The organism is Mycolicibacterium setense (assembly GCF_000805385.1).
Taxonomy (GTDB): domain Bacteria; phylum Actinomycetota; class Actinomycetes; order Mycobacteriales; family Mycobacteriaceae; genus Mycobacterium; species Mycobacterium setense.
Window position 1 is genome coordinate 145093 of sequence record NZ_JTJW01000009.1, and the last position, 22615, is coordinate 167707.

Sequence of the window (22615 nt, forward strand, 5' to 3'; positions counted from 1 at the left end):
ACCGTCAGCACGTGAGTATCAGCGGGCCCGATTCGGTGATCGCCACGGTGTTCTCGGTGTGGGCGGTGCGCGAGCCGTCGGCCGATCGGATCGTCCAGCCGTCGCGGTCGTAGACGATGCGGTTGGTGCCCGCGGCCAGCCACGGCTCGAGCGCCAGCGTCATCCCCGCACGCAACGGCATTCCGCGGCCCGGCTTGCCCCGGTTGGGCACATGTGGGTCCTCATGCATGGTCCGGCCCAGTCCGTGCCCGCCGAAATCGGTGTTGACGGAGTAGCCGTAGTCGGCGGCGACGGCTCCGATGGCGGCCGAGATGTCGCCGAGTCGATTGCCGGGTCGCGCCTCGGCGGTTCCGGCGGCCAGCGCCTCCTCGGTGGCACGGACCAGGCGCACGTCGGCGGCCGCGGGCGTCCCCACGATCACGGTGCGGGCCGCGTCGGCGACCCATCCGTCGATCGACACGGCGAAGTCCATGGTCAGCACATCACCGTCGCACAGCCGATAGCTGTGTGGAAGACCGTGCAGCACAGCGTCATTGACCGACAGGCAGATGACGTTGCGGAACGGACCTCTACCGAATGACGGATCGTAGTCCCAGTAGCAGGACTCGGCCCCGCGCCGTTTGACCATGTCGCGGGCGTGGTGTTCGAGATCCAGCAAGTTGACGCCGACCTCGGCGAGCCCGCTCAGCTCACCGAGGACCTCGGCCACGAACCGTCCGGTGACCCGCATCTTCTCGATCTCGTCGGCGGTCTTCAGCTCGATCATGTCTCCACCTTCCCGGTATTTAAATACCAACACTAGCGGTATATAAATACCGGCGCTACCGTGGTGTCGTGGTCCGCACCCCGCTCACCCCCGCACAGATCGCTGCCGGCCGACGACTCGGCGAGACGCTGCGGGCCGCCCGGGCCGACCGATCGCTCGACGAGGTGGCCGAGCACGCGGGCATCTCACCGGAGACCCTGCGCAAGATCGAGACGGGCCGACTGCCCTCCCCCGCGTTCGGCACGGTCGTCGGGCTCAGCGACGCCCTCGGGATCCCGCTGGAAACCCTGGCCGACGTGTGGCGCCCCATCAGCGCGGCGGCGTCGTAGCCCGGCACACACGGGACCGCGGGTACCGGCTAATCTCGACACCATTCGAACCACACAAAGGGAGTGTTCTATGGAGGGCTTCGCCGGAAAGGTCGCCGTCGTCACCGGCGCCGGATCGGGAATCGGACAGGCGCTGGCCATTGAACTCGGACGTTCCGGGGCCAAGCTGGCGATCAGCGATGTCGACGTCGAGGGTCTGGCCGTCACCGAGGAACGGCTCAAGGCGATCGGTGCAGAGGTGAAGTCCGACCGGCTCGACGTCACCGAGCGTGAGGCGTTCCTGCTGTACGCCGACGCGGTCAAGGAGCACTTCGGCAAGGTCAACCAGATCTACAACAACGCGGGTATCGCCTTCACCGGTGACGTCGAGGTCAGCGGGTTCAAGGACATCGAGCGGGTGATGGACGTCGACTACTGGGGCGTCGTCAACGGCACCAAGGCGTTCCTGCCGCACCTGATCGCGTCCGGCGACGGACACGTCGTCAACGTGTCGAGCTTGTTCGGCATCTTCTCGGTTCCGGGCCAGGCGGCCTACAACTCGGCCAAGTTCGCGGTCCGCGGCTTCACCGAGGCCCTGCGTCAGGAAATGATCGTGGCCAAGCACCCGGTCAAGGTGACGTGCGTGCATCCGGGCGGCATCAAGACCGCCATCGCGCGCAATGCCACCGCCGCCGAGGGGCTGGACCAGAAGGCGCTCGCCGAGTCCTTCGACAAGAAGCTGGCCAACACCACCCCGCAGCGGGCGGCCAAGATCATCCTCGAAGCCGTGCGCAAGAACAAGGCGCGCGTGCTCGTCGGGCCCGACGCCAAGATCCTCGACGTGATCGTCCGGATCACCGGCTCCGGCTACCAGCGTCTGTTCGCCTCGGCGGTCGGAAAGGCCATGCCGAGCTGACGCTAGTGGCCCAGCGGGTTGGCCTGCAGGAACGCATCGGCCACCGCGCCGGGATCTTTGCCCTCGGTGACCTGCCTGCGCATATCGGCCAGTGATCCGGTGTCGAGGACGCCGGCGATCTCGTTGAGCGCCAGAACCTGACGTTCGTCGAGCGTGTTGCGGCGATACAGCGGCACCACGTTCTCGCCACGGATCAGGGAGGTCTTGTCGGCCAGCACGGTCAGATCCGACGGGATCGCCGGATCGGCCGTCGTCGACCACGCCGCGTTGATCTTCCCGGCCCGCAGCGCCGCGAACAGCGCTTTGTCGTCGGGGAACCTGCCGGCCTCCGGCAGGGTGCAGGAACCCACCACCTCGGGCACCTTGGCGCCGGCCACCGCACCCGGCCGGGCCTTGGCGCAGTTGCGGCGCACGGCGCTCAGATCGGTCCCACCCCAGGCTTTCGCCGTGGCCTCGGTGACCACCAACGCCGGCTTGTCCTGCGCCGACATGGTGTAGTCACCGGCCGCGACACCCTCGGGTAACGCCGACACCAGATCCCGATAGACCTGCTCATCCGCGCGGGCCGTCGCCGTCGGATTCAGCGCGGTCAGGAACCGGCCGGTGAACCCGGGCTGCACGGTGACCGATCCGGAATCAAGCACACCTGGGACACCAGCGGTCTCGGTGACCACGGCCGCGGTGCCGTAGTAGCGCAGCGCCGCCGCATAGAGATGCCCGAGCAGCACCGACTCGGGCGCCGGCCCCGCCCCCACCGCGAGAGCGGCGGGGGCCGAGTGGCCACACCCCGCCGACGCCAGCGCGAACAGCACCAGCAGCGCCAACGCCAGCATGCGGCGCATCGGTGAGCTCAGGACTCTGCGGAGTCAACCGCCGCCGCGACCGCGGCCGCCACCGCAGGGCCGACCCGCGGATCCAGCGCGCTGGGCACGATGTGGTCGACCGCCAGATCGTCGCCGACAACCGAGAAGATGGCCTCGGCAGCCGCCACCTTCATCTTCTCGGTGATGCGACGGGCTCCGGCGTCGAGCGCACCGCGGAACACCCCGGGGAAGGCCAGCACGTTGTTGATCTGGTTCGGGAAGTCGCTGCGCCCGGTCGCCACGACCGCGGCGTATTTGCGGGCGGCATCCGGGTGGATCTCCGGATCCGGGTTGGACAACGCGAAGACGATGCTGTTGGGCGCCATCGTCGCGATGAGTTCCTCGGGCACGACGCCGGCCGACACTCCGAGGAAGACGTCGGCACCATCGAGCGCCTCGGCCACCCCACCGGTGAGCTTGCGCGGGTTGGTACGCCCGGCCAGCTCCGCCTTGAAACTGTTGAGGTTGTCGCGGCCGGAGTGCACGATGCCCTGCGAATCGAGCACAACGACGTCGGAGATGCCCTTGTTCAGCAGGATGTTGGCGCAGGCCACACCCGCGGCACCGGCACCGGAGATGACGACGCGCAGCGAGTGGATGTCACGCTCCAGCACCTTGGTGGCACCCAGCAACGCGGCCAGCACCACGATGGCGGTGCCGTGCTGATCGTCGTGCATCACCGGGCAGTCCAGCGCCTCGATGACCCGGCGCTCGATCTCGAAGCAGCGCGGGGCGGAGATGTCTTCCAGGTTCACCGCGCCGAACGTCGGACGCAGCCGGATCAGGGTCTCGACGATCTCGTCGGGATCCTTGGTGGCGAGCACAATTGGGATCGAGTTCAGCCCGCCGAAGGACTTGAACAGCGCGCTCTTGCCCTCCATGACCGGCAGCGACGCCGCGGGACCGATGTCGCCGAGGCCCAGCACGGCGGTGCCGTCGCTGACCACCGCGACCAGGCGGTTGGCCCAGGTGTATTTGGCGGCCAGCGTGTGATCAGTGGCGATCGCCCGGCTCACCTGGGCGACGCCGGGGGTGTAGGCGATCGACAGCGCACGCTGGGTGTCCAGCGGCTCCTTCAACTCGACCGAGAGCTTTCCGTCCTCATGGTGTTCGAAGATCTCGGCGTCTTCGATGACAACTTGTGGGGTGCGCTCCGCTGACGAGCGCTCGGGCGAGGAGGCGACTGTACTTTCCGACACGGCGCAAGGGTACTTCAATGCCATTTCTCACACGGCCGGGTTCCCCGCTGGTGAGGGTTACGCAACAGTAGTTTCGCGTAGCATTCGATGTGCTGATCAGGTTGCTGTACATCGCGCAGGAAGGTCGGAGTCCATGCCCTCATTCCGCGCCTTGCCACCGGCCCTGCGATCGACCGCAAGGCCCCGGCCTGCCGACCCCGCCGTCCCGACGATCCACGTTCCGGTCGCGCGCGCAATGGTCGACTGTGGGGTCTACTGCGACGGATCCCGCCTGCCCGGCAAGTACACCCACGCCGCTGCGCTGAACAAAGTCCATGAGCTGGAGCGCGCCGACAAGAAGGCATTCGTCTGGATCGGGCTGCACGAACCCGACGAGTTCCAGATGCAGGCGGTTGCCGAAGTGTTCGGCCTGCACGAGCTGGCCGTGGAGGATGCGGTGCACGCGCATCAGCGGCCCAAACTGGAGCGCTACGACAGAACCCTGTTCCTGGTGCTCAAGACCGTCAACTACATCGCCCACGAGTCCGGCACGGCCGCTGGTGAGATCGTCGAGACCGGCGAGATCATGATCTTCGTCGGCCCCGATTTCGTCGTGACCGTCCGACATGGCGAGCACAGCGGATTGGCCGGCGTGCGCAGTCGGATGGACGCCACTCCGGCAAGCCTCAAGCTGGGCCCGTACGCGGTCATGCACGCCATCGCCGACCACGTGGTGGACAGCTACCTCGACATCACCGACCTGATGGAAACCGATATCGACGCGATGGAGGAGAACGTCTTCTCCCCGCTGGTCGAGACCAATATCGAAGCCATCTATCTGCTCAAGCGAGAGGTCGTCGAGTTGCGCCGGTCGGTCAGCCCGCTCACCCTGGCGCTGCAGCGACTCGGTACCGACCATAACGACCTGGTGTCGGTCGAAGTTCGGCGGTATCTGCGTGACGTGCTCGACCACAATGTCCAAGCGTCCGAGCGGATCGCCAGCTACGACGACATGCTCAGCTCACTGGTGCAGGCCGCACTCGGCAAGGTCGCGATGCAGCAGAACGTGGACATGCGCAAGATCTCGGCATATGTCGCGATCGCGGCAGTACCCACCATGATCGCCGGCATCTACGGCATGAATTTCGAGCACATGCCCGAACTCAAAGAGGTCTGGGGCTACCCAGCCATCCTGATCTTGATGGTGACGGTCTGCGGGTTCCTGTACGTGACGTTCCGCCGTAACCACTGGCTCTAACTGGGATTCGCAGCCCTTCGGGCCGGGTTCAGCACGTCCACCCCGTCGGTCTGCCACGCCTCACGCATCGCGTCGGCACCCTTGAGCCGCACCCAGGCCGCTTCGGTGGCGGTGATCGGGGTGGCCGACAGCACCGTCACCGCTGACAGCGGATCGGGCAGGCTGACCTCACCAATATCGCCGGCGCCCAACAGGAATGCACTGAAGGGTGCGGAGTCGAACAACTGCGTCTCCAGGTCGACCAGCGCGTCGGCCTCCAGGACCAGCCCCTCCACCGCGGGCGCCGCGGCCAGCACGGCCAGCGACCGGGCCAGGCCGTTGGGGGTCGGACCACGCAGTGACAACATCACCTCGGCCCGGGGACCGTGGATCGGATCGGACACCAGCTCGGTCGGATCGAACATCGGGTGACGTGAACAGCCCAGCGTCACATAGTGATACAGATCCTGCGCGGCACCGCCGGCCCGGAGATCCGGGCCGAAGCGGAGGACGTCGATGCGCTCGGTTCCCAGGAACGTGACGCTGGCGCTGACGGGTTCCGAGGTGATGCCGAGAGCACCGAAGTACTCGCCCAGATGGGCGCGGACGGCAGCCAGGACGTCGATCACTCTTCTGTCGGTTCTCCGGCCGCTTCGGGCTCGGCGGGCTCGGGCTCGGCGGGCGCTTCGGGCTCGGGCTCGGGCTCGGGCTCGGACGCTTCTGCCGGATCCGTGCGGGTCAGGTTCAACCCGGTCTCGGCATCGAAGATCACCAACTTCGTGGTGTCGAACGCCAACTGGATCGGCTGACCAGCGGCCGCAGTGGATTCTGCGGATACGCGCGCCACGAACTCGTTGGCGCCCGAACCCGAATCAGCGGCCAGTTCGGCAAGCTGGGCCGCCTCGGCGCCGGCCCCTTCGATGGTGAAGTGCACGTACTTGTCGGCACCGAGCGACTCGACGATGTCGGCGCGCACGGGGAAGCTCAGCGCCCGGATCCGGGCGTACCCGTCGAGCAGCGAAGCGTCCTCCAGATGCTCGGGACGGATCCCGACGATGATGTTGTCCGGCTTGGGCTGACGTGCCAGCAGATCATGCACCTGCTGGGTCAGGGTGACGTCGCCGAACGGCAGCCGCACCCCGACATCGGTGAAGGTGGCCGGGAAGAAGTTCATCGCCGGTGACCCGATGAATCCGGCCACGAACAGATTCGCCGGGTTGTTGTACAGCTCGTCGGGCGTGCCGATCTGCTGAATCTCGCCCGCCAGCAACACCACAACGCGATCGCCCAGCGTCATCGCCTCTGTCTGATCGTGCGTCACGTAGACCGTGGTGGTGCCCAGCCGGCTCTGCAGCCGCGCGATCTCGGCGCGCATCTGCACGCGCAGCTTGGCGTCCAGGTTGCTCAGCGGCTCGTCCATGAGGAATGCCTTGGGACGGCGCACGATCGCCCGGCCCATCGCCACCCGCTGACGCTGCCCGCCGGACAGCTGCGCCGGCTTACGGTCGAGCAGTTCGGTCAGGTCCAGGATCTTGGCAGTCTCCTCGACCTTGGCTGCGATCTCATCCTTCTTGAGCTTGGCCAGGGTCAGCGGGAACGCGATGTTCTGGCGCACCGTCATGTGTGGGTAGAGCGCATACGACTGGAACACCATCGCGATATCGCGATCCTTGGGTGCCTTCTCGTTGACCCGCTCACCACCGATGCGCAGTTCGCCCGACGAGATGTCGTCAAGTCCGGCAATCATGTTCAGGGTGGTGGACTTCCCGCATCCCGACGGGCCGACGAGAATGATGAACTCGCCGTCGGCGATGGTCATCGAGAACTCTTTGACGGCTGCCCTGGTACCGCCTGCGCCGTCCGGGTAACTCTTGGTGACCCGGTCCAACACGATTTCGGCCATCCAATTACCCCTTTACCGCACCGGATGTCAGGCCAGCGACGATGCGCCGCTGGAAGATGAGAACAAAGATAATGATCGGGATGGTGATGACCATCGCGCCCGCCGCGATCGACCCGGTCGGCTCCTCGAATTGCGAACTGCCGGTGAAGTTCGCGATCGCCACGGGCGCGGTGATCGCCCGCTCAGTGGCGGTCAGCGACAACGCCAGCAGCAGGTCGTTCCACGCGAAGATGAACACCAGGATGGCCGCGGTGACGATGCCCGGCGCCGCGAGCGGTGCGATCACCTTGCGGAAGGCCTGAGCCGGGGTCGCCCCGTCCATCTTGGCGGCCTTCTCCAGATCCCATGGGATCTCCCGGAAGAATGCCGACAGTGTGTAGATCGCCAGCGGCAGCGCGAACGTGATGTAGGGAATGATCAGCCCGGGCCAGGTGTCGAACAAGCCGATCGTCCGCCACAGGTTGAAGATCGGGGTCACCAAGGAGATCTGCGGGAACATCGCGATCAACAGCGCGACGCCGACCAACAGCTTCTTGCCGGGGAAATCCAGCCGCGCCACCGCGTAGGCGGCCATGCCACCGATCACCACCGCGATCACCGTGGTGATGAGTCCGATGCCGATCGAGTTGACCAACGCCGAGGTGAAGATGTTCCCGGTGAAGATGCCCTTGTAGTTGTCGAACGTGATCTCCGCCGGAATGAGCTTGCCGTCCTTGACACTTGACGTCGGCTTCAATGACAGCGACAGGATCCACAACACCGGAATCAGCGCGTAGAGCACCACCAGAATGTTCACGACGGTCCAGCCGGTCGCGCGCCGCGCACTCACTCGCTCGGTCATCGACACTGTCCTCTGCTCTTCGCGCGAGCGCTCATCGGCCCTCCACCTCTGCGCCGGGCGCCGACGCACCGAAGATCTTGATGAAGACGAACGCGATGACCGCCACCGACAAGAAGATCAATACGCTGATGGCCGAACCCAATCCGAGGTTGAACGCCTTGAACAGGTTGTCATACCCCAGGATCGAGACCGATCCGGTGCTGTTGGCACCACCGGTCAACACATAGATGTTGTCGAAGATCCGGAACGCGTCGAGGGTGCGGAACAGCAGCGCGACCAGAATGGCCGGTTTGATCAGCGGCAGAATCACTTTCACCAGCCGTGTCCAGGCCCCCGCGCCGTCGACCTCGGCTGCGTTGAGCAGATCCTGCGGCACCAGCGCCAGGCCGGCCAGCAACAGCAGCGCCATGAACGGCGTGGTCTTCCACACCTCGGCGAGCACGATGATGGCCAGCGAAGGCAGCTGTTCGGTCAAAGGGGCACTGCCGTCGGGCAGCAGGTTGGCCAGGTAACCCGTGCCCGGCGTCCAGGCGTAGTACCAGCTGTAGGAGGCCGCCACCGTCACGATGCCGTAGGGAATCAGCACCGCGGTACGGACCACGCCCCTGCCGAAGATGGTGCGGTGCATGACGAGTGCCAATGCCATGCCGAGCACGAACTCGATGGCCACAGAGACGACGGTGATCGCCAGGGTCACCGCGAACGCCGTCCACCAGTAGCGGTCGGTGAGAATGGTCTGGTAGTTGGCGAAGCCGACGAACGCGGTGTCGTCGGGTGCGGCCAGGTTGTAACGCTGCAGGCTCAGCCACACCGCATATCCGATCGGATACGCGGTCACCGCGATCATCAGGACCACCGCGGGGGCGATCAGCCCGAACGCCAACTTGCGCTCGGAGGCGCGGTTGGCCGTCGTGGCGGTTGTCGCCGAAGTCATGGGATCAGCCCCTTGCCGTCGATGGCCTTCTGCACCTGTTCGGTCAGCTCATCGGCGGTGTGCTCCGGGTCGATGTCGGTGATCGGGGCCAGGGTTGCCGAAATGCGGGTGGACACAGCCTGATACACCGGTGTGGCGGGGCGCACCGCGGCGTTGGTCAGCTGCTCGCGGATGATCGCGTACTGCGGATACTTGGCCTGGAACGCCGGATCGTCATACAGCGATTCACGCACCGCGGGCAGCCCGCCCTCGACCGAGGTGTAGCGCTGGTTCTCCACGTTGCGCAGGCATCGGATGGCTTCGAAGGCCTCGGCCTTGTGCTGGCTGGTCTTGGCCACCGCGAGGTTCAGCCCGCCGATCGTCACCTTGGCCTGTTCCCCGTCCAACACGCCCGGGTAGTTGGCGAATCCGAACACCGGCTTGCTGGCCTCGTACGCCGATTCGAATTGCTCATCGGTGGGAGAGAAGGTGCCCAGATCGTTGATGGCCCCGGCGAGATCGGGACGTTCGTCGAGCGGCAGGAAGTTCACACCGCCCTTGACCGCGTTCTCCAACAAAGACGGCAGCACGTAGGGCCAGTTCACCTCCAGCGCGGCCTTGCCCTGCTCGAGGGCCAACCGGGCGGTGGTCTCATCGGTCTGGGTCACCGACGGATCGGCACCGGGCGCGGTGGCAACCGATTTGATGACCTGCAGCGCCTTGACTGTGGCCGCGCGGTGCTCCGGGGTGTCGGTCAGGGTGACGGACTTGCCGTCATCGGAGAGCACCTGACCGCCCGCACTGGCCAGCAGGGTGTTGAACCATACGACGAGGCCTTCGTACTGCTTGGCCTGTACCGCAATCCAACTGGGCTTACCCGCCGCATGCAGGCGGTTCGCCTCGGAAACCATGCCATCCCAGGTTGACGGCGGCGCGTCCATCAAATCGGCCCGGTACCAGAGCAATTGGGTGTTGGTGGTAATGGGCGATGCGTACAGCTTGTCTTGCCAGCGCGCGGTCTCCAGCGGTCCGGGCAAGGTGTTCTCCGTCGCGTCGGACTCGGCCTCACCCGCCGGATCCTCGGACAGCGGGACGGCCCAGCCCGCCTCGGCGAACTCGGCTGTCCACACCACGTCGAGCGCCATGATGTCGAGCGTCTTGTCGTTGCCGGTCAGCCGCCGGGCAAGCTGCAACCGTTGGTCGTCAGCGCCTTTCGGCAAACTCACCTGCTTGATGGTGAAGCGGTCGCCGAGTTCGGCGTTGCAGCGTTTGGCCACGGCGGTGAAAGTCGCCATCTCGTTGGCCGGGGTGTAGTAGTTGATGACGATCCCGTCATCGCCCTTACCACAACCCGACACCACCGAGGCCGTCGTCAACGCGGCCACTGCCGCAGCACATAGCCGCCGAGCGCGCACCGCTGTGCCTCCCGTTCGCATTCGATGTCGCCGCCGGAGCGGCTCCCGCGCGCAAACCGTAGAGCGATGCCCGCATATGTGCAACAGTTTGGGCGTGCCGCGTCACAATCGTGACCTGCGGACATTTGCCACTACGGCCGGGGTGCGGCCCGGTATCGCGTCAGATCGTCAAGCGGGCCAGCAGATCCCGGCCCTGTTCGGCGCCCTGCGGATCGCACAGGACGTCGTAGCGGCCTGCGACCAGCTGCATTGTCGAACTGAAATCTCTTGTGCCGCGAGCCATCGCATACGGGATGGCCGAGGTGATCAGGCCGAAGAAGACGCCGGCGATCAAGCCGGTGAGCAGCGCGCTCCACGGATTGGGGCTGAAGAACCCGAGGATCAGGCCGATGAACAGGCCGAGCCAGGCGCCCGAGAGCACGCCGCCGCCGAGCACCTTCGGCCAACTCAGCCGGCCGGTGACGCGCTCGACCTGCATCAGATCCACCCCGACGATCGTCACCTGCTGCACCGGGAACTGCTGGTCGGACAGGTAGTCGACGGCCCGCTGGGCCTCCGCGTACGTCGGGTAGGAACCGATCGGCCAGCCTTTGGGCGGCGTCGGCAATGCGCCGCGCGCGGCAGGCGCCGCACCCGGTGTCTGACCGGACTGAAATGGGCTCGTCATCGACCTTCACTCTCCTCCGCACCGCCTGATGCGGCGGCTCTCATTACAGCAACGCCCTGGCACCGGGTTTGGTGCCGCCGTCACGCCCCCGGGGTGCCGCCGTCCGTGCGCTAGGTTGATCAGCATGACAAACCCGGACGGCAACGCGGGCGAAACGCCGCCATCCGACCCCGGCCCCCAGCCGTCCGAACCGTTGTCCGGTGGCTACGAAGCACCTTCCATCGAACATTCCCAGGATCGGCCGCAGAGCGGCGGGACGCAACCGCCATACGAGTTCGAACCGCAGGCCTACGACGTCAATCCGGCGTATCCGCCTGCGATGGACTATCCCGCGGACATTCCACACGGCTACGCACCGCCGCCGCCGTTCCCGGGCGCGTCCGGCTATCCCCCGCCGTATCCCCCTCCGCTGCCCGGATATCCACCGCCGCCGGGTTACGGCATGCCGGGCTACCCCGGCGGCTACGGGATGTCGCCGTCCAACACCACCAACGGGCTGGCCATCGGGTCGCTCGTCGTCTCGATCCTGTCGCTGTTCCTGTGCGGGATCGGACTGCTTCCCGCCCTGGTCGGTGTCGGCCTCGGATTCGCTGCGCTCAATCAGATCAAGGGAAGTGGACAGTCGGGCTTCGGTGCGGGAAGCGCACAGTCAGGCTTCGGTGCGGGAAGCGGACAATCAGGCCAGGGCCTGGCGACCGCCGGCATCATCGTCGGCGTGCTCAGCCTCTTGTTCAACGGCGGCTGGCTCCTGCTCATCCTGGCGGGCACACTCAGCACCTGACCGCTGATGCCGCAACGAGTTGCGGTGTGGCACTAGATGTCCCGCGTCAGCTCGGCGGCCGGAACGGTTCGGCCAGCCGGCTCATCCCCGCTGCCCGGCCTTTGCCTGCGATCACCAGCGCCATCTTGCGGCTGGCCTCGTCGATCATCTCGTCGCCCAGCATCACCGCGCCCCTGGCCCCACCCGCGTGCGAGGTGTGCCATTCATAGGCATCGAGGATCAGCTCGGCACGGTCGTAGTCAGCCTGCCGCGGACTGAAGATCTCGTTGCCCGCCTCGATCTGGTCCGGGTGCAGGACCCACTTGCCGTCGTAGCCCAGTGCGGCCGAACGGCCGGCCACCCGGCGGAACCCGTCCACGTCGCGCACCTTCACGTAGGGCCCGTCGATCGCGTTGATGCCGCGCGCCCGGGCTGCCACCAGGATCCGCATCAGCACGTGGTGGTGGGCGTCGCCGATGTCGTAGCCGTCGGGCTGCCCGCCGACCTCCAGCGTGCGCATGTTCAGGCTGGCCGCCATGTCGCCGGGCCCGAGCACCAGTGCCTGCACCCGCGGGGCTGCCGCGATCGCGTCGATATTGGTCAGCCCCTGCGCATTCTCGATCTGGGCCTCGACACCGATGCCGCCCGGCTCGAGACCGTGGGTGGCCTCCAGCTGGCTGAGCAGCAGATCGAGGGCCTGGACATGGGATGCCTCGGTCACCTTCGGCAACACGATGAGGTCCAGCAGGCCGCCGGCCCGCGACACCACCTCGATCACGTCGGCGTAGGTCCACGGCGTGCTCCAGTCGTTGACCCGTACGCCGCGCAGCTGTCCGGCCCAGCCGTCGTCGGCCAGCGCCACCGCCACCTGGGTACGGGCCGACGCCTTGGCGTCGGCAGCGACCGCGTCCTCCAGGTCGAGGAACACCTCGTCGGCCGGCAGACTTTTGGCCTTCTCGATCATCTTCAGGCTGCTTCCCGGAACCGAGAGGCACGTTCTACGGGGCCGATACGTGTTCTCCACGACCACAGTCTCTACCCTTTGACTCATGGCGGCGGTGAACAGGGTCTACGCGGCCCGACTGGCGGGGATGGTCGTGCTGGGCCCCGACGGGGAGTCCATCGGCCGTGTCCGCGACGTGGTGATCAGCATCAGTATCGTCCGCCAGCAACCTCGTGTTCTCGGCCTGGTCGTCGAATTGCTCACCCGGCGAAGGATTTTCGTTCCGATCCTGCGGGTGACGGCGATCGAGCCGGGTTCGGTGACGCTGGCGACCGGCAGTGTGTCGCTGCGTCGCTTCGCGCAACGGCCCGGCGAGGTGCTGGTGTTGGGCCAGGTGCTCGAGACCCGGGTGCGGGTCGACGATCCCGATCTGGAGCAACTGGCCGGAATCGACGTCGTGGTAGTCGATCTGGGAATCGAGCAGACCCGGACCCGTGACTGGATGGTGACGCGGGTGGCCGTGCGCCCTCAGCGACGGCTGGGCCGGCGCAGCAACATCCACGTCATCGAATGGCAGAACGTGCACGGGCTGACGCCGTCGGGCCTGGCGATGCCCGATCAGGGAGTGGCCTCACTGCTCGAGCAGTTCGAGGGACAGCGCCCGGTCGAGGTCGCCGAGGCCCTGCGCGAGCTGCCGGTCAAACGGCGTTACGAGCTGTACCGGGCGTTCGACGACGAGCGTCTGGCCGACGTGCTGCAGGAGCTGCCCGAGGACGAGCAGGCCGCGGTGCTGCGCCAGCTGAACACCGAACGCGCCGCCGACGTGCTTGAGGCGATGGATCCCGACGACGCCGCCGACGTGCTGGGCTCCATGACCCCGGCGGACGCCGAGACGCTGCTGCGGAAGATGGACCCCGAGGATTCCGAGGACGTGCGCCGGCTGCTGGCGCACTCCCCCGACACCGCGGGCGGCCTGATGACCAGCGAGCCGGTGGTCCTGGCCCCCGACGTCACCGTCGCCGAGGCGCTGGCGCGAATCCGCGACCCCGATCTGACCCCGGCGCTGGCCTCGATGGCGTTCGTGACGCGGCCGCCGAGCGCCACCCCGACCGGGCACTACCTGGGCTGTGTGCACCTGCAGCGGCTGTTGCGGGAGCCGCCCGCAGCGCTGGTGAGCGGCATCGTCGACACCGATCTGCCCAGCCTCAGCCCGGCCGATTCACTGGCCGCAGTGACGCGCTACTTCGCCGCGTACAACCTGGTGTGCGGACCGGTGGTCGACGAGGAGAGCCACCTGCTGGGCGCGGTGTCGGTCGACGACGTTCTCGACCACATGTTGCCCGACGACTGGCGTGAACGTGACGAGCCCGAACTCCCGGTGGCGGGCTCATGAGCGAAGCTTGCGAGCGAATCATCGACGCGGAATGCGGTAACCGAGCCTGCGAGGGGGCCGCATGAGCGATTCGACGGCGCGCCAGCGGCTGGACACCCCGCGCGCGACCCGTGGCTTCGGCCTGCACGTAGACGTCGAGGCGGTCGGCCGGTTCAGTGAATCGATCGCCCGTTTCCTCGGCACCGGGCGCTACCTGGCGATCCAGACCATGGTGGTGATCGTCTGGATCATCCTGAACATCGGCGTATTCACATTCGAATGGGATCCGTACCCGTTCATCCTGCTCAACCTGGCCTTCTCGACCCAGGCCGCGTATGCCGCCCCACTGATCCTGCTGGCCCAGAACCGCCAGGAGAACCGGGACCGCGTCTCGCTGGAAGAGGACCGGCGCCGGGCCGAGCAGACCAAGGCCGACACCGAGTATCTGGCCCGCGAGCTGGCGTCGCTGCGGCTGGCGGTCGGTGAGGTCGTCACGCGCGATTACCTGCGCCGTGAGCTGGAGGAGCTGCGGGAACTGATCACCGACCTCAACCCGCAGCCAGATCCCGACCGCCCCACGTCGAGCAAAGTCGACGGGGCCGAGCGCAGGACCAAACGCAGTGGTTGATCACGCTGTCCACCATTGTCGTAACAACGGAAACCGCGACTATGTATGGTGACTTGGTTCACAACGTGATATTTGGCCAAAGCTGATCTAAGGACGGGTAAGTGCGCGTAGGGGGAGGAGCGGTGATCGCAACCGCTCGGCGCCGTATGAGCCAGCTTGTGCGCTCGCCCGCACTCGGCGTGGCCGTCCTGGCCCCCATCGTGCTGGTCGCCGGCGCCGGATCGGCCGCCCCGAGCGCCGACGTGTCCAACGCCGCCGTCACTCCGCTGGCCGCGGTCGAACCGCGGGTCGACCGCTCGGGCCCCGCTGTGGTCGCAGCCGCCAGGCCGCCGACCAACTTCCGCATCAAGTCGATGAACACGATTTCGGCTCCGCCGCCCGCGTTCGTCGTCAATTCCCCTGGCGCCCTTGGCATCCCAGGGACCTCGCTCAAGGCGTACCGCAACGCCGAACGGATGATGGCCGCGGCCTATCCCGGCTGCGGTATCAGCTGGAATCTGCTGGCCGGTATCGGACGGATCGAATCCGGGCACGCCAACGGTGGCGCCACCGATGCCCGCGGCACTGCCGTGCGCCCCATCTACGGCCCCGCGCTCGACGGCACCTTGCCGGGCAACGAGATCATCATCCAGAGCGCTCAGGCCGGAAGGATCTCCTACGTCCGGGCGATGGGCCCGATGCAGTTCCTGCCCGGAACCTGGGCGCGCTACGCCTCCGACGGCGACGGCGACGGCAAGGCAGATGTGCAGAACGTGTACGACTCGGCGCTGGCCGCCGCCCGCTATCTGTGCAGCGGGGGGCTCAACCTGCGCGATCAGTCCCAGGTCATGTCGGCCATCCTCCGGTACAACAACTCGGTGGCCTACGCCCGCAACGTGTTGGGCTGGGCCGCGGCGTACGCCACAGGCGTGGTGCCGGTCGACCTGCCCGAGATCACCGGGTCCATTCCGCCGATCGGCGATTCCCATCTGGACAACCCGGAAGGCCTCGGCCCCGGCCTGCCCTCCGATGCCACCGGCCTGCCCGCAGGTGATCCGCTGGCCCTGATTCCGCTGCTCAACCGCAATGAGACCGGCACGCAGAACGTTCCCGGGTTCGCACCGGGACAGGTGCTCGGCCCATTGCCCGGTCCGGCACAGGCCATCCCGACGCCCACGCCGGAGGCGCCGCCGCGGTGGATCCCGCCGTGGGAGCAACCACCACGCCAGCCGACATGTGTCGTGTTCTGCCTTGGCGAACAGGCTCCCCCGCCGGCTCCCGTCCCTGGACCGCAGCAGCTTCCGCCACCCGCGCCGGGCCTCGGCCCGCAGCAGGCTCCGCCGGCCGGACCTCCGCCGGCAGGCCCTCCGCCCGCGGGCCCTGCGCCCGCCCCGGTTGGCCCGCCGATCGAGGCGGCACCGCCGGCCCCGGCGCTCGGGCCGGCACTCGGACCGGCCCCCGGCCCCGCCCCGGGTCCCGCCTGACGCTGGTCTGAAGCGGCCTGGATCAGAGAGGCCGCGGCGCCGCCGTAGACTCGGCGGTGATGTCCGAATCTGCCACTGAGCTGCAATCCGCGGTTCGCGCCGCGCTGGCCAAGGTGATCGACCCCGAATTGCGGAGGCCGATCACCGAACTCGGCATGGTCAAGAACATCTCGATCGAAGCCGACCACGGCGTACATGTCGAGATCTACTTGACCACCGCGGCCTGCCCGAAGAAGAACGAGATCTCCGACCTGGTGAAGGCCGCCGTCACCGACGTCCCCGGTACCGGCGCCGTCAAGGTGAGCCTCGACGTGATGGACGACGAGCAGCGCGCCGAGTTGCGCAAGATGCTGCGCGGCGATTCCCGCGAGCCGGTGATCCCATTCGCCCAGCCCAATTCCCTGACCCGGGTCTACGCGGTGGCCTCCGGTAAGGGTGGCGTCGGCAAGTCGAGCGTCACGGTCAACCTGGCCGCCGCGATGGCCGCCCGCGGGTTGTCCGTCGGCCTGCTGGATGCCGACATCTACGGCCACTCGGTGCCACGGATGATGGGCACCAACGATCGGCCCACGCAGGTCGACTCGATGATCCTGCCGCCGATCGCCCACGACGTGAAGGTCATCTCGATCGCGATGTTCACCCAGGGCAACACGCCCGTGGTGTGGCGCGGGCCGATGCTGCACCGGGCGCTTCAGCAGTTCCTGGCCGATGTCTACTGGGGCGATCTGGACGTGCTGCTGCTCGACCTGCCGCCCGGCACCGGCGATATCGCCATCTCGGTCGCCCAGCTGATCCCCGGCGCGGAGATCCTCGTGGTGACCACGCCACAGATGGCTGCCGCCGAGGTGGCCGAGCGGGCCGGCGCGATCGCCCTGCAGACCCGCCAGCGCATCGCGGGCGTGGTGGAGAACATGTCGGGCCTACAGATGCCCGACGGCACCGTCATGCAGCTCTTCGGCGAGGGCGGTGGCCGTCAGGTGGCCGAGTCCCTGACCCGCTCGGTGGGCGCCGAGGTGCCGCTGCTCGGTCAGGTCCCGCTGGACCCGGCCCTGGTGACCGCGGGTGACTCCGGCGTGCCGCTGGTGTTGTCCGCGCCCGACTCAGCGGCGGGCGCCGAGCTGCGCAAGATCGCCGAGGGATTGTCGGCCCGCAAGCGCGGCCTGGCCGGGATGTCGCTGGGCTTGGATACCGCGCGCCGCTAAGTGGCGTCGGGGTCGAATGTGGGGCCGGTCGGCTTGTCTGCGGGCTTGGCCGCAGGATCGCCGACGGGCTTGTCGTTCGGTGCTGCCGGCGGTTGCGTCTTGCTGTCGTCGAAGGCGCCGGTCAGGAATGAATCGTCACCATCGAGCAGGTGCTTGGTGATCGCGGCCCGCGGGGTCATGCCGCGCAGCTTCTGGAGTTCGGCGAGGGGTTGGCGAAGGTCGTCGAACTCCGGCCCGAGATCCTGACGTAACTGGGTGGTCGCGCCGCTGACGTAGTCGCGGGCCTGCTTGAGGGCACCGGAGGTCCATCGGATGGCCCCGGGCAGACGCTCGGGCCCCAGGATCACCAGACCGGCGATCACCAGGACCAGCATCTCCCCCCACCCGATGTTCGCGAACATCGCTACTGCGCTTTTTGATCGTCGCCGATCGGCGTGACCATGAACGTCATCGGCCGACCGTCGCGAAGCACCTCGATCGGGGCTTCCTGCCCGATCTTGAGTTGACGCACCGCGACCACCATCTCATCGGCATCGGCGACCTTGCGGTCACCGACCTTGACCACCACGTCGTTCTCCAGGATGCCGGCCTTGTCGGCCGGGCCGCCTGCGTTGACGTTGCGGACCTGCGCGCCCGAGGCCACGCTGTTGCTCACCGTGACGGCGCTGAGCAGCAGGGTCGGATGCGCGACCTTGCCGTCCTTGATCAGGTTCTCGACGACCTGCTTCACCTCGTTGACCGGGATCGCGAAGCCCAGGCCACTGGCGCTGTCCGACAAGGACTTTCCGGCCGTGTTGATGCCGATCACCTCGGAGGACATGTTGATCAGCGGGCCACCGGAGTTGCCGTGGTTGATCGAGGCATCGGTCTGCAGCCCGTCGATCACGGTGTCGGTGTCGGAACCTTCACCCGAGAGCGGCACCGGCCGGTGCAGCGCGCTGATGATGCCGTGGGTGACCGTGCTGCGCAGCCCGAGCGGGGCGCCGGCTGCGATCACTTCCTCACCGACGCGCACCTTCTCGGAATCACCGAATCGCGCAACGGCGAGGTTGTCGACGTTGTCGACCTTGAGCACTGCCAGATCGGTCTTGGGGTCGCGGCCGACCAGGTTGGCGGGCACTTCCTTGCCGTCGTTGAACACCACGGTGATCTGGTAATCCGCCGGCTTGCTCGCGGCATCGGAGATGACGTGGTTGTTGGTGACGATATAGCCCTTGCCGTCGACCACGACGCCCGAACCCTGCGAGCCCTCGGTCTTGCTCTTGGCCTCGATGGTCACCACGGAATCCTCGACCGCGGAGGCGACGGTGGCGAAGCGACCGGCGTCGGGGGACGGAAGGTCACCGGTCTCCAGCGTCACCTTGGAGGTCGTGAAGGCCTGCACGGTGCCCGCGGTCTTCTGCCCGACCCAGCCGCCGATGAACGCGATCAACCCGGCGACGATGAACAGGATCACCAGCGACGGCCACGACACCCGGCCGCCGAACAGGACCTCGCGGGCGCCCAGCTTGCCGATCGGGGCCGCCGAGACCACCGGCGCAGCCGGTGCCTGAGCAGGGGTGCCCAGCGCCGGAATGGCGCCCGGATCGCGCCAGGGATCGTCGAAATCGTCGTCGCCGGTGTTGCGCTCGGCCTCGAGGGCGCCGGCGTCGGCTGGATGCCGCTGCAGGGAGTCACCACTGGCGGAGGGACGGCCGAACGCCTCGGCCAGCACAGGATCGGGCGGTTGGTCCTTGGGGGCGTACTCACCCTGGTCCTGGTACTTCTCCGCGCCGAGGAACGAGCCGTCGACGCCGGCGGGCCGCCCGAACGTGCGCTGCGACAACTGGTCGACGGGTGGCCGCTCGACAGGGCGCGGTTCCAGACGGCCGCTCTCGTCGGACTGGTCCTGGTTGGTCACCGGTGTATCACTCTCTATCGGAGCGCCTGCCCCAGCCGGATAGGCCGACGCCGGTCACTGATCGCCTTGCTGTGCAGCCTACCGGCGCTTACGCCGACTCCGCGTCGGGTCATCGGCAAACTGAGGCGGTTCGCCGACCTCGGCCGGGGGCTCTGGGCTGTGGTGCGGTATCTGCGACAACAGTCCCAACAGGGAATTCGGAATGGCTATCGGACACGAGTCCCGCAATGCGGCCCGGGCCTGACCCTGGGCATCCACCTCGGCGGCGCAATCCGGGCACAGGGACAAGTGATGGGCGGCCCGCAGGTGAGCACTCATCCGCAGCTCGCCGTCGACGAACGCCGCAATGGCCTCGGTCGAGAGGTGCTCGGTGGAGCCGAACTGACGAGGTGCGCCCACCGGGGCGTCACTTTGAGAGGCGAACTGCGCAGGCAACCAGGAGAAAGCCCGACGGAACACATGTCCCGGGTCGACCATCACCCAGCTCCTTTCGCCGCGCCCAATTGTCCTGACCCGAATGTAGCGCGACCGGGCGCGCTGAACACCAACCACCACTAGGCGGATTTGGCGGTTTCCGGCGAGTTCTTCGCCAGATACTCGCGCAACGCCTGCCTGCCGCGGTGAATGCGGCTGCGCACCGTGCCGAGTTTGACGCCCAGCGTGGCGCCGATCTCCTCATAGGACAGACCCTCGATGTCGCACAGGACCACCGCGGCACGGAACTCCGGGGCCAGTGAATCCAAGGCGGCCTGCAGGTCGGCACCCAACCGCGAGTCGTGGTAGATCTGCTCGGGATTCGGGTCGTCGGCGGGCACGCGGTCGTAGTCCTCGGGCAGCGCTTCCATCCGGATACGCCCGCGGCGACGGACCATGTCCAGGAACAGGTTCGTGGTGATGCGGTGCAACCAGCCCTCGAAGGTGCCCGGCTGGTAGTTCTGCACCGAGCGGAACACCCGGATGAAGGTTTCCTGCGTGAGGTCCTCGGCGTCGTGCTGGTTGCCCGAGAGGCGGTAGGCCAGTCGGTACACCCGGTCCGCGTGTTGACGGACCAGCTCATCCCATGACGGCATGGCGGCCTGATCGCCGGTCGCGTCGAATACCGCGGTACCGGTCAGTTCATCGGACGGCTCGACCCATTCACCTGCGGTGAACTGCTCCAGGTGTGCCATTGACACCGGGGCATGTTGGGCTGCCGGGTTCGAGATAACAGCGTCGACGCTCGTCGGATCCTCCTCGTCACAGATTTCACCCAGCTCAACACGATTCATGACTTGGTTATTCCGAGTGCTGTCCTGATTGTGCTGGGCGGTGCGCCAGCGGGCGCGGTGTTCCATGCCGATACCGTTCCTGATCCCGGTGTGGTGGAGATATGAGCAATCTGAACTTTCCCTGAGAATGCCGAGGATACGTCCGGTTACCTGCCCAAACCAGCGAATATCCGGCCGGTGACAACCGCCACCCACGGGCGTGTCGCGACGGCGCCCCGCCGGTCTGGCTTACGCTGCGGGCATGGTCAGCTCCAACCACGGTCACGCCGAGGCGATCGTGACGCATGCCGAACGGTCGATCTCCGAAGACGAGATCGTCGCGGCTGCCCGCGAGCGGGCCGAAGAACTCGGCGCAGGCGCCGTCACCCCGGCCGTCGGAGCCTTGCTGAGCGTGCTCGCACGGCTCACCGGGGGTCGGGCGGTGGTGGAGGTCGGCACCGGAGCCGGCGTCAGCGGGCTGTGGCTGTTGTCCGGTATGAGCGACGACGGCGTGCTGACCACGATCGACGTCGAGCCCGAGCACCAGCGCATCGCCAAGCAGGGGTTCAGCGAGGCCGGTGTCGGTCCTGGACGCACCCGGCTGATCAGCGGGCGCGCCCAGGAGGTCCTGACCCGGCTCGCCGACGAGTCCTACGACCTGGTGTTCATCGACGCCGAGCCGATCGACCAGCCACAGTTCGTGGCCGAAGGTGTGCGGCTCCTACGTTCCGGCGGCGCGATCGTGCTGCACCGGGCCGCGCTCGGCGGCCGGGCCGGCGACGCCTCCGCCAACGATGCGGAGGTCAATGCTGTGCGCGAAGCAGCGCGGCTGATCGCCGAGGACGAGCGGCTCACGCCCGTCCTGATCCCGTTGGGCGACGGCCTGCTGGCCGCCGCTCGCGACTGACTTTTCTCGCCCCTTTCCCGGCCTCACCCCTCACTGCGGGGTGGGGCCGAAGTTTTTTACGGATTCCTGACGCGTTACCCCCTTGACCGCGCGCTGAACGCGCGTTTAGCGTATTGAACATGCGTTCAGTCGATGATCGGACAGCGTTGGCACGGATTCGCGACGCCGCGATCGAGCAGTACGGGCAGCACGGATTCAGCGTGGGACTGCGCACCATCGCCGAGGCTGCCGGTGTCAGCGCCGCCTTGGTCATCCACCACTTCGGCTCCAAGGAAGGCCTGCGTAAGGCGTGCGACGCCTATGTGGCCGAGGTGGTGCGCGAGGCCAAGACCGAGTCCATGCAGAGCGCTGATCCCGCGACGTGGATGGCCCAGATGGCCGAGATCGAGTCCTACGCACCGCTGATGGCCTACCTGGTCCGCAGCATGCAATCGGGAAGCGATCTGGCGAAGGCGTTCTGGCGCACCATGCTGGACAACGCCGAGGAATACCTCGAAGAGGGCGTGCGCACCGGACTGCTCAAACCCAGCCGCGACCCGCGAGCCCGGGCGCGGTTCATGGCGATATGCAGCGGCGGCGGGTTCCTGCTGTACCTGCAGCTGCACGACGACCCGACCGATCTGCGCCGGGTGCTGCGCGATTACGGCGAGGAGATGATGCTGCCCGCCCTCGAGCTCTACACCGAGGGCCTGATGACCGACTCGACGATGTACGACGCCTTCATGCACCGACGCGAACAGGGCGTTCCGTTCAGCTCCACATCCGCCACCGACACCGACCGAAAGGAACCGGCATGACCGCTCAAACCTTCTTCGCCCTGTTCTGGGGCTGGCTCACGATCATCGTCGTCGCCATGTTCTTCGCTCGTCCGCAAGCCCTGCACGATGTCAAACACCTCATCGTCGAGAACCGGGCATTCGGACTCACCTACGGCTTCATGTCGCTGTTCCTCGGCCTGGCATCGGTTCTGCTGCACAACGTCTGGGAACTGAACTGGCACGTGCTCATCACGATCTTCGGCTGGCTGGCACTGATCAAGGGAGTGATCGTCATTGCGTGGCCGGAAATTTCGAAGAACACCAAATACGAAACCCGCGTCATGACCACCCGCATCGCACTCATCGTCGTAGGCGCCCTGGCAGTGTGGCTGCTCGGCGCCAGCTACGCCTGACCCAGTGAGGACACC

The 22615-nt window shown here is 67.0% G+C and carries 25 protein-coding genes; 11 read left to right on the forward strand and 14 right to left on the reverse strand.

Annotated elements, in window-relative coordinates; translation table 11 throughout:
• Positions 1-4: 4 nt before the first annotated feature.
• Positions 5-766 carry a type I methionyl aminopeptidase gene (gene map / locus QQ25_RS23300; protein ID WP_039323588.1) on the reverse strand — a complete coding sequence of 254 codons (762 nt, stop codon included), beginning with the start codon at positions 764-766 and terminating at the stop codon, positions 5-7.
• A gap of 68 nt (positions 767-834) precedes the next feature.
• On the opposite strand from map, the gene QQ25_RS23305 reads away from it, so the two are divergent.
• Together QQ25_RS23305 and QQ25_RS23310 are read left to right on the forward strand one after the other, a co-directional pair.
• Entirely contained in the window at positions 835-1095 is a 261-nt protein-coding gene (locus QQ25_RS23305; RefSeq protein ID WP_039323590.1) for a helix-turn-helix domain-containing protein, read from the forward strand.
• 70 nt (positions 1096-1165) lie between these two features.
• On the forward strand, positions 1166-1990 hold the full coding sequence (locus QQ25_RS23310; RefSeq protein WP_039323593.1) for an SDR family NAD(P)-dependent oxidoreductase: 825 nt from the start codon (positions 1166-1168) through the stop codon (positions 1988-1990).
• 2 nt (positions 1991-1992) lie between these two features.
• Here QQ25_RS23310 and QQ25_RS23315 read toward each other — a convergent pair whose 3' ends face one another.
• Positions 1993-2832, reverse strand: a complete 840-nt coding sequence (locus QQ25_RS23315) for a glycine betaine ABC transporter substrate-binding protein (RefSeq protein ID WP_039381346.1) — start codon at positions 2830-2832, stop codon at positions 1993-1995.
• Positions 2833-2840: 8 nt separating this feature from the next.
• A complete protein-coding gene (locus QQ25_RS23320; RefSeq protein WP_039381349.1) occupies positions 2841-4052 on the reverse strand; it encodes an NAD(P)-dependent malic enzyme in 1212 nt (403 codons plus the stop codon).
• A gap of 133 nt (positions 4053-4185) precedes the next feature.
• On the opposite strand from QQ25_RS23320, the gene corA reads away from it, so the two are divergent.
• On the forward strand, positions 4186-5289 hold the full coding sequence (gene corA / locus QQ25_RS23325; RefSeq protein ID WP_039381351.1) for a magnesium/cobalt transporter CorA: 1104 nt from the start codon (positions 4186-4188) through the stop codon (positions 5287-5289).
• On the opposite strand, the gene QQ25_RS23330 is transcribed toward corA, so the two are convergent.
• The 6 genes from QQ25_RS23330 to QQ25_RS23355 form a co-directional block, all read right to left on the reverse strand.
• Entirely contained in the window at positions 5286-5897 is a 612-nt protein-coding gene (locus tag QQ25_RS23330) for a suppressor of fused domain protein (protein WP_039381354.1), read from the reverse strand. The two genes, corA and QQ25_RS23330, sit on opposite strands and share 4 nt — an antisense overlap.
• Positions 5894-7171 carry an ABC transporter ATP-binding protein gene (locus QQ25_RS23335; protein ID WP_039381356.1) on the reverse strand — a complete coding sequence of 426 codons (1278 nt, stop codon included), beginning with the start codon at positions 7169-7171 and terminating at the stop codon, positions 5894-5896. Before QQ25_RS23335 ends, QQ25_RS23330 begins: the two co-directional genes overlap by 4 nt.
• A gap of 4 nt (positions 7172-7175) precedes the next feature.
• Positions 7176-8000 (reverse strand): carbohydrate ABC transporter permease, encoded by an 825-nt coding sequence (locus QQ25_RS23340; RefSeq protein WP_198530865.1) that lies wholly within the window; start codon positions 7998-8000, stop codon positions 7176-7178.
• 43 nt (positions 8001-8043) lie between these two features.
• Positions 8044-8946, reverse strand: a complete 903-nt coding sequence (locus QQ25_RS23345; protein ID WP_039323606.1) for a carbohydrate ABC transporter permease — start codon at positions 8944-8946, stop codon at positions 8044-8046.
• Positions 8943-10340: an ABC transporter substrate-binding protein gene (locus tag QQ25_RS23350; RefSeq protein ID WP_039381358.1), complete on the reverse strand. Its 1398-nt coding sequence runs from the start codon at positions 10338-10340 to the stop codon at positions 8943-8945. The genes QQ25_RS23345 and QQ25_RS23350 overlap by 4 nt, the downstream gene beginning before the upstream one ends.
• Positions 10341-10500: 160 nt before the next feature.
• Positions 10501-11007 carry a YflT domain-containing protein gene (locus tag QQ25_RS23355; RefSeq protein WP_039323611.1) on the reverse strand — a complete coding sequence of 169 codons (507 nt, stop codon included), beginning with the start codon at positions 11005-11007 and terminating at the stop codon, positions 10501-10503.
• A gap of 124 nt (positions 11008-11131) precedes the next feature.
• Here QQ25_RS23355 and QQ25_RS23360 point away from each other — a divergent pair, with 124 nt between their 5' ends.
• Positions 11132-11788, forward strand: a complete 657-nt coding sequence (locus QQ25_RS23360; RefSeq protein WP_039323613.1) for a DUF4190 domain-containing protein — start codon at positions 11132-11134, stop codon at positions 11786-11788.
• Positions 11789-11834: 46 nt separating this feature from the next.
• On the opposite strand, the gene QQ25_RS23365 is transcribed toward QQ25_RS23360, so the two are convergent.
• Positions 11835-12791 carry an HpcH/HpaI aldolase/citrate lyase family protein gene (locus QQ25_RS23365; protein WP_101906595.1) on the reverse strand — a complete coding sequence of 319 codons (957 nt, stop codon included), beginning with the start codon at positions 12789-12791 and terminating at the stop codon, positions 11835-11837.
• A gap of 25 nt (positions 12792-12816) precedes the next feature.
• Between QQ25_RS23365 and QQ25_RS23370 the strand changes: the two genes are divergently transcribed.
• The 4 genes from QQ25_RS23370 to QQ25_RS23385 all read left to right on the forward strand — a co-directional run bounded on the left by QQ25_RS23370 (position 12817) and on the right by QQ25_RS23385 (position 17375).
• Positions 12817-14103, forward strand: coding sequence for a magnesium transporter MgtE N-terminal domain-containing protein (locus QQ25_RS23370; protein ID WP_039323616.1), 1287 nt, complete (start codon positions 12817-12819; stop codon positions 14101-14103).
• 61 nt (positions 14104-14164) lie between these two features.
• A complete protein-coding gene (locus tag QQ25_RS23375; protein ID WP_039323618.1) occupies positions 14165-14710 on the forward strand; it encodes a DUF1003 domain-containing protein in 546 nt (181 codons plus the stop codon).
• 146 nt (positions 14711-14856) lie between these two features.
• Positions 14857-16173 (forward strand): lytic transglycosylase domain-containing protein, encoded by a 1317-nt coding sequence (locus QQ25_RS23380; RefSeq protein WP_052236011.1) that lies wholly within the window; start codon positions 14857-14859, stop codon positions 16171-16173.
• A gap of 59 nt (positions 16174-16232) precedes the next feature.
• On the forward strand, positions 16233-17375 hold the full coding sequence (locus tag QQ25_RS23385; protein WP_039323620.1) for an Mrp/NBP35 family ATP-binding protein: 1143 nt from the start codon (positions 16233-16235) through the stop codon (positions 17373-17375).
• On the opposite strand, the gene tatB is transcribed toward QQ25_RS23385, so the two are convergent.
• The 4 genes from tatB to sigE all read right to left on the reverse strand — a co-directional run bounded on the left by tatB (position 17372) and on the right by sigE (position 20609).
• Positions 17372-17776, reverse strand: a complete 405-nt coding sequence (gene tatB / locus QQ25_RS23390; protein WP_039323621.1) for a Sec-independent protein translocase protein TatB — start codon at positions 17774-17776, stop codon at positions 17372-17374. The two genes, QQ25_RS23385 and tatB, sit on opposite strands and share 4 nt — an antisense overlap.
• A 2-nt stretch (positions 17777-17778) precedes the next feature.
• A complete protein-coding gene (gene htrA / locus QQ25_RS23395) occupies positions 17779-19275 on the reverse strand; it encodes a serine protease HtrA (protein ID WP_039323623.1) in 1497 nt (498 codons plus the stop codon).
• A gap of 78 nt (positions 19276-19353) precedes the next feature.
• A complete protein-coding gene (gene rseA / locus QQ25_RS23400; RefSeq protein ID WP_039324444.1) occupies positions 19354-19752 on the reverse strand; it encodes an anti-sigma E factor RseA in 399 nt (132 codons plus the stop codon).
• A gap of 77 nt (positions 19753-19829) precedes the next feature.
• Positions 19830-20609 carry an RNA polymerase sigma factor SigE gene (gene sigE, locus QQ25_RS23405; protein ID WP_039323625.1) on the reverse strand — a complete coding sequence of 260 codons (780 nt, stop codon included), beginning with the start codon at positions 20607-20609 and terminating at the stop codon, positions 19830-19832.
• Between the two features lie 175 nt (positions 20610-20784).
• Here sigE and QQ25_RS23410 point away from each other — a divergent pair, with 175 nt between their 5' ends.
• The 3 genes from QQ25_RS23410 to QQ25_RS23420 all read left to right on the forward strand — a co-directional run bounded on the left by QQ25_RS23410 (position 20785) and on the right by QQ25_RS23420 (position 22600).
• Positions 20785-21429: an O-methyltransferase gene (locus QQ25_RS23410; protein ID WP_039381360.1), complete on the forward strand. Its 645-nt coding sequence runs from the start codon at positions 20785-20787 to the stop codon at positions 21427-21429.
• 119 nt (positions 21430-21548) lie between these two features.
• The gene (locus tag QQ25_RS23415; RefSeq protein ID WP_039381362.1) at positions 21549-22226 is read left to right on the forward strand and encodes a TetR/AcrR family transcriptional regulator; all 678 of its coding nucleotides are present in this window, start codon (positions 21549-21551) and stop codon (positions 22224-22226) included.
• Complete coding sequence (locus QQ25_RS23420; protein ID WP_039323632.1) at positions 22223-22600, forward strand: hypothetical protein; 378 nt, start codon at positions 22223-22225, stop codon at positions 22598-22600. The genes QQ25_RS23415 and QQ25_RS23420 overlap by 4 nt, the downstream gene beginning before the upstream one ends.
• Positions 22601-22615 lie beyond the last annotated feature (15 nt).

What these genes read in the sequence shown, in the direction of transcription:
- map (WP_039323588.1), bottom strand. Translation starts at nt 766, where the DNA reads ATGATCGAGCTGAAGACCGCCGACGAGATCGAGAAGATGCGGGTCACC.
- QQ25_RS23360 (WP_039323613.1), top strand. Translation starts at nt 11,132, where the DNA reads ATGACAAACCCGGACGGCAACGCGGGCGAAACGCCGCCATCCGACCCC.
- QQ25_RS23310 (WP_039323593.1), top strand. Translation starts at nt 1,166, where the DNA reads ATGGAGGGCTTCGCCGGAAAGGTCGCCGTCGTCACCGGCGCCGGATCG.
- sigE (WP_039323625.1), bottom strand. Translation starts at nt 20,609, where the DNA reads ATGGAACACCGCGCCCGCTGGCGCACCGCCCAGCACAATCAGGACAGC.
- QQ25_RS23415 (WP_039381362.1), top strand. Translation starts at nt 21,549, where the DNA reads ATGCGTTCAGTCGATGATCGGACAGCGTTGGCACGGATTCGCGACGCC.
- QQ25_RS23380 (WP_052236011.1), top strand. Translation starts at nt 14,857, where the DNA reads ATGAGCCAGCTTGTGCGCTCGCCCGCACTCGGCGTGGCCGTCCTGGCC.
- QQ25_RS23410 (WP_039381360.1), top strand. Translation starts at nt 20,785, where the DNA reads ATGGTCAGCTCCAACCACGGTCACGCCGAGGCGATCGTGACGCATGCC.
- rseA (WP_039324444.1), bottom strand. Translation starts at nt 19,752, where the DNA reads ATGGTCGACCCGGGACATGTGTTCCGTCGGGCTTTCTCCTGGTTGCCT.
- QQ25_RS23420 (WP_039323632.1), top strand. Translation starts at nt 22,223, where the DNA reads ATGACCGCTCAAACCTTCTTCGCCCTGTTCTGGGGCTGGCTCACGATC.
- QQ25_RS23315 (WP_039381346.1), bottom strand. Translation starts at nt 2,832, where the DNA reads ATGCGCCGCATGCTGGCGTTGGCGCTGCTGGTGCTGTTCGCGCTGGCG.
- QQ25_RS23345 (WP_039323606.1), bottom strand. Translation starts at nt 8,946, where the DNA reads ATGACTTCGGCGACAACCGCCACGACGGCCAACCGCGCCTCCGAGCGC.
- QQ25_RS23335 (WP_039381356.1), bottom strand. Translation starts at nt 7,171, where the DNA reads ATGGCCGAAATCGTGTTGGACCGGGTCACCAAGAGTTACCCGGACGGC.
- QQ25_RS23370 (WP_039323616.1), top strand. Translation starts at nt 12,817, where the DNA reads ATGGCGGCGGTGAACAGGGTCTACGCGGCCCGACTGGCGGGGATGGTC.
- corA (WP_039381351.1), top strand. Translation starts at nt 4,186, where the DNA reads ATGCCCTCATTCCGCGCCTTGCCACCGGCCCTGCGATCGACCGCAAGG.
- tatB (WP_039323621.1), bottom strand. Translation starts at nt 17,776, where the DNA reads ATGTTCGCGAACATCGGGTGGGGGGAGATGCTGGTCCTGGTGATCGCC.
- QQ25_RS23355 (WP_039323611.1), bottom strand. Translation starts at nt 11,007, where the DNA reads ATGACGAGCCCATTTCAGTCCGGTCAGACACCGGGTGCGGCGCCTGCC.
- QQ25_RS23375 (WP_039323618.1), top strand. Translation starts at nt 14,165, where the DNA reads ATGAGCGATTCGACGGCGCGCCAGCGGCTGGACACCCCGCGCGCGACC.
- QQ25_RS23385 (WP_039323620.1), top strand. Translation starts at nt 16,233, where the DNA reads ATGTCCGAATCTGCCACTGAGCTGCAATCCGCGGTTCGCGCCGCGCTG.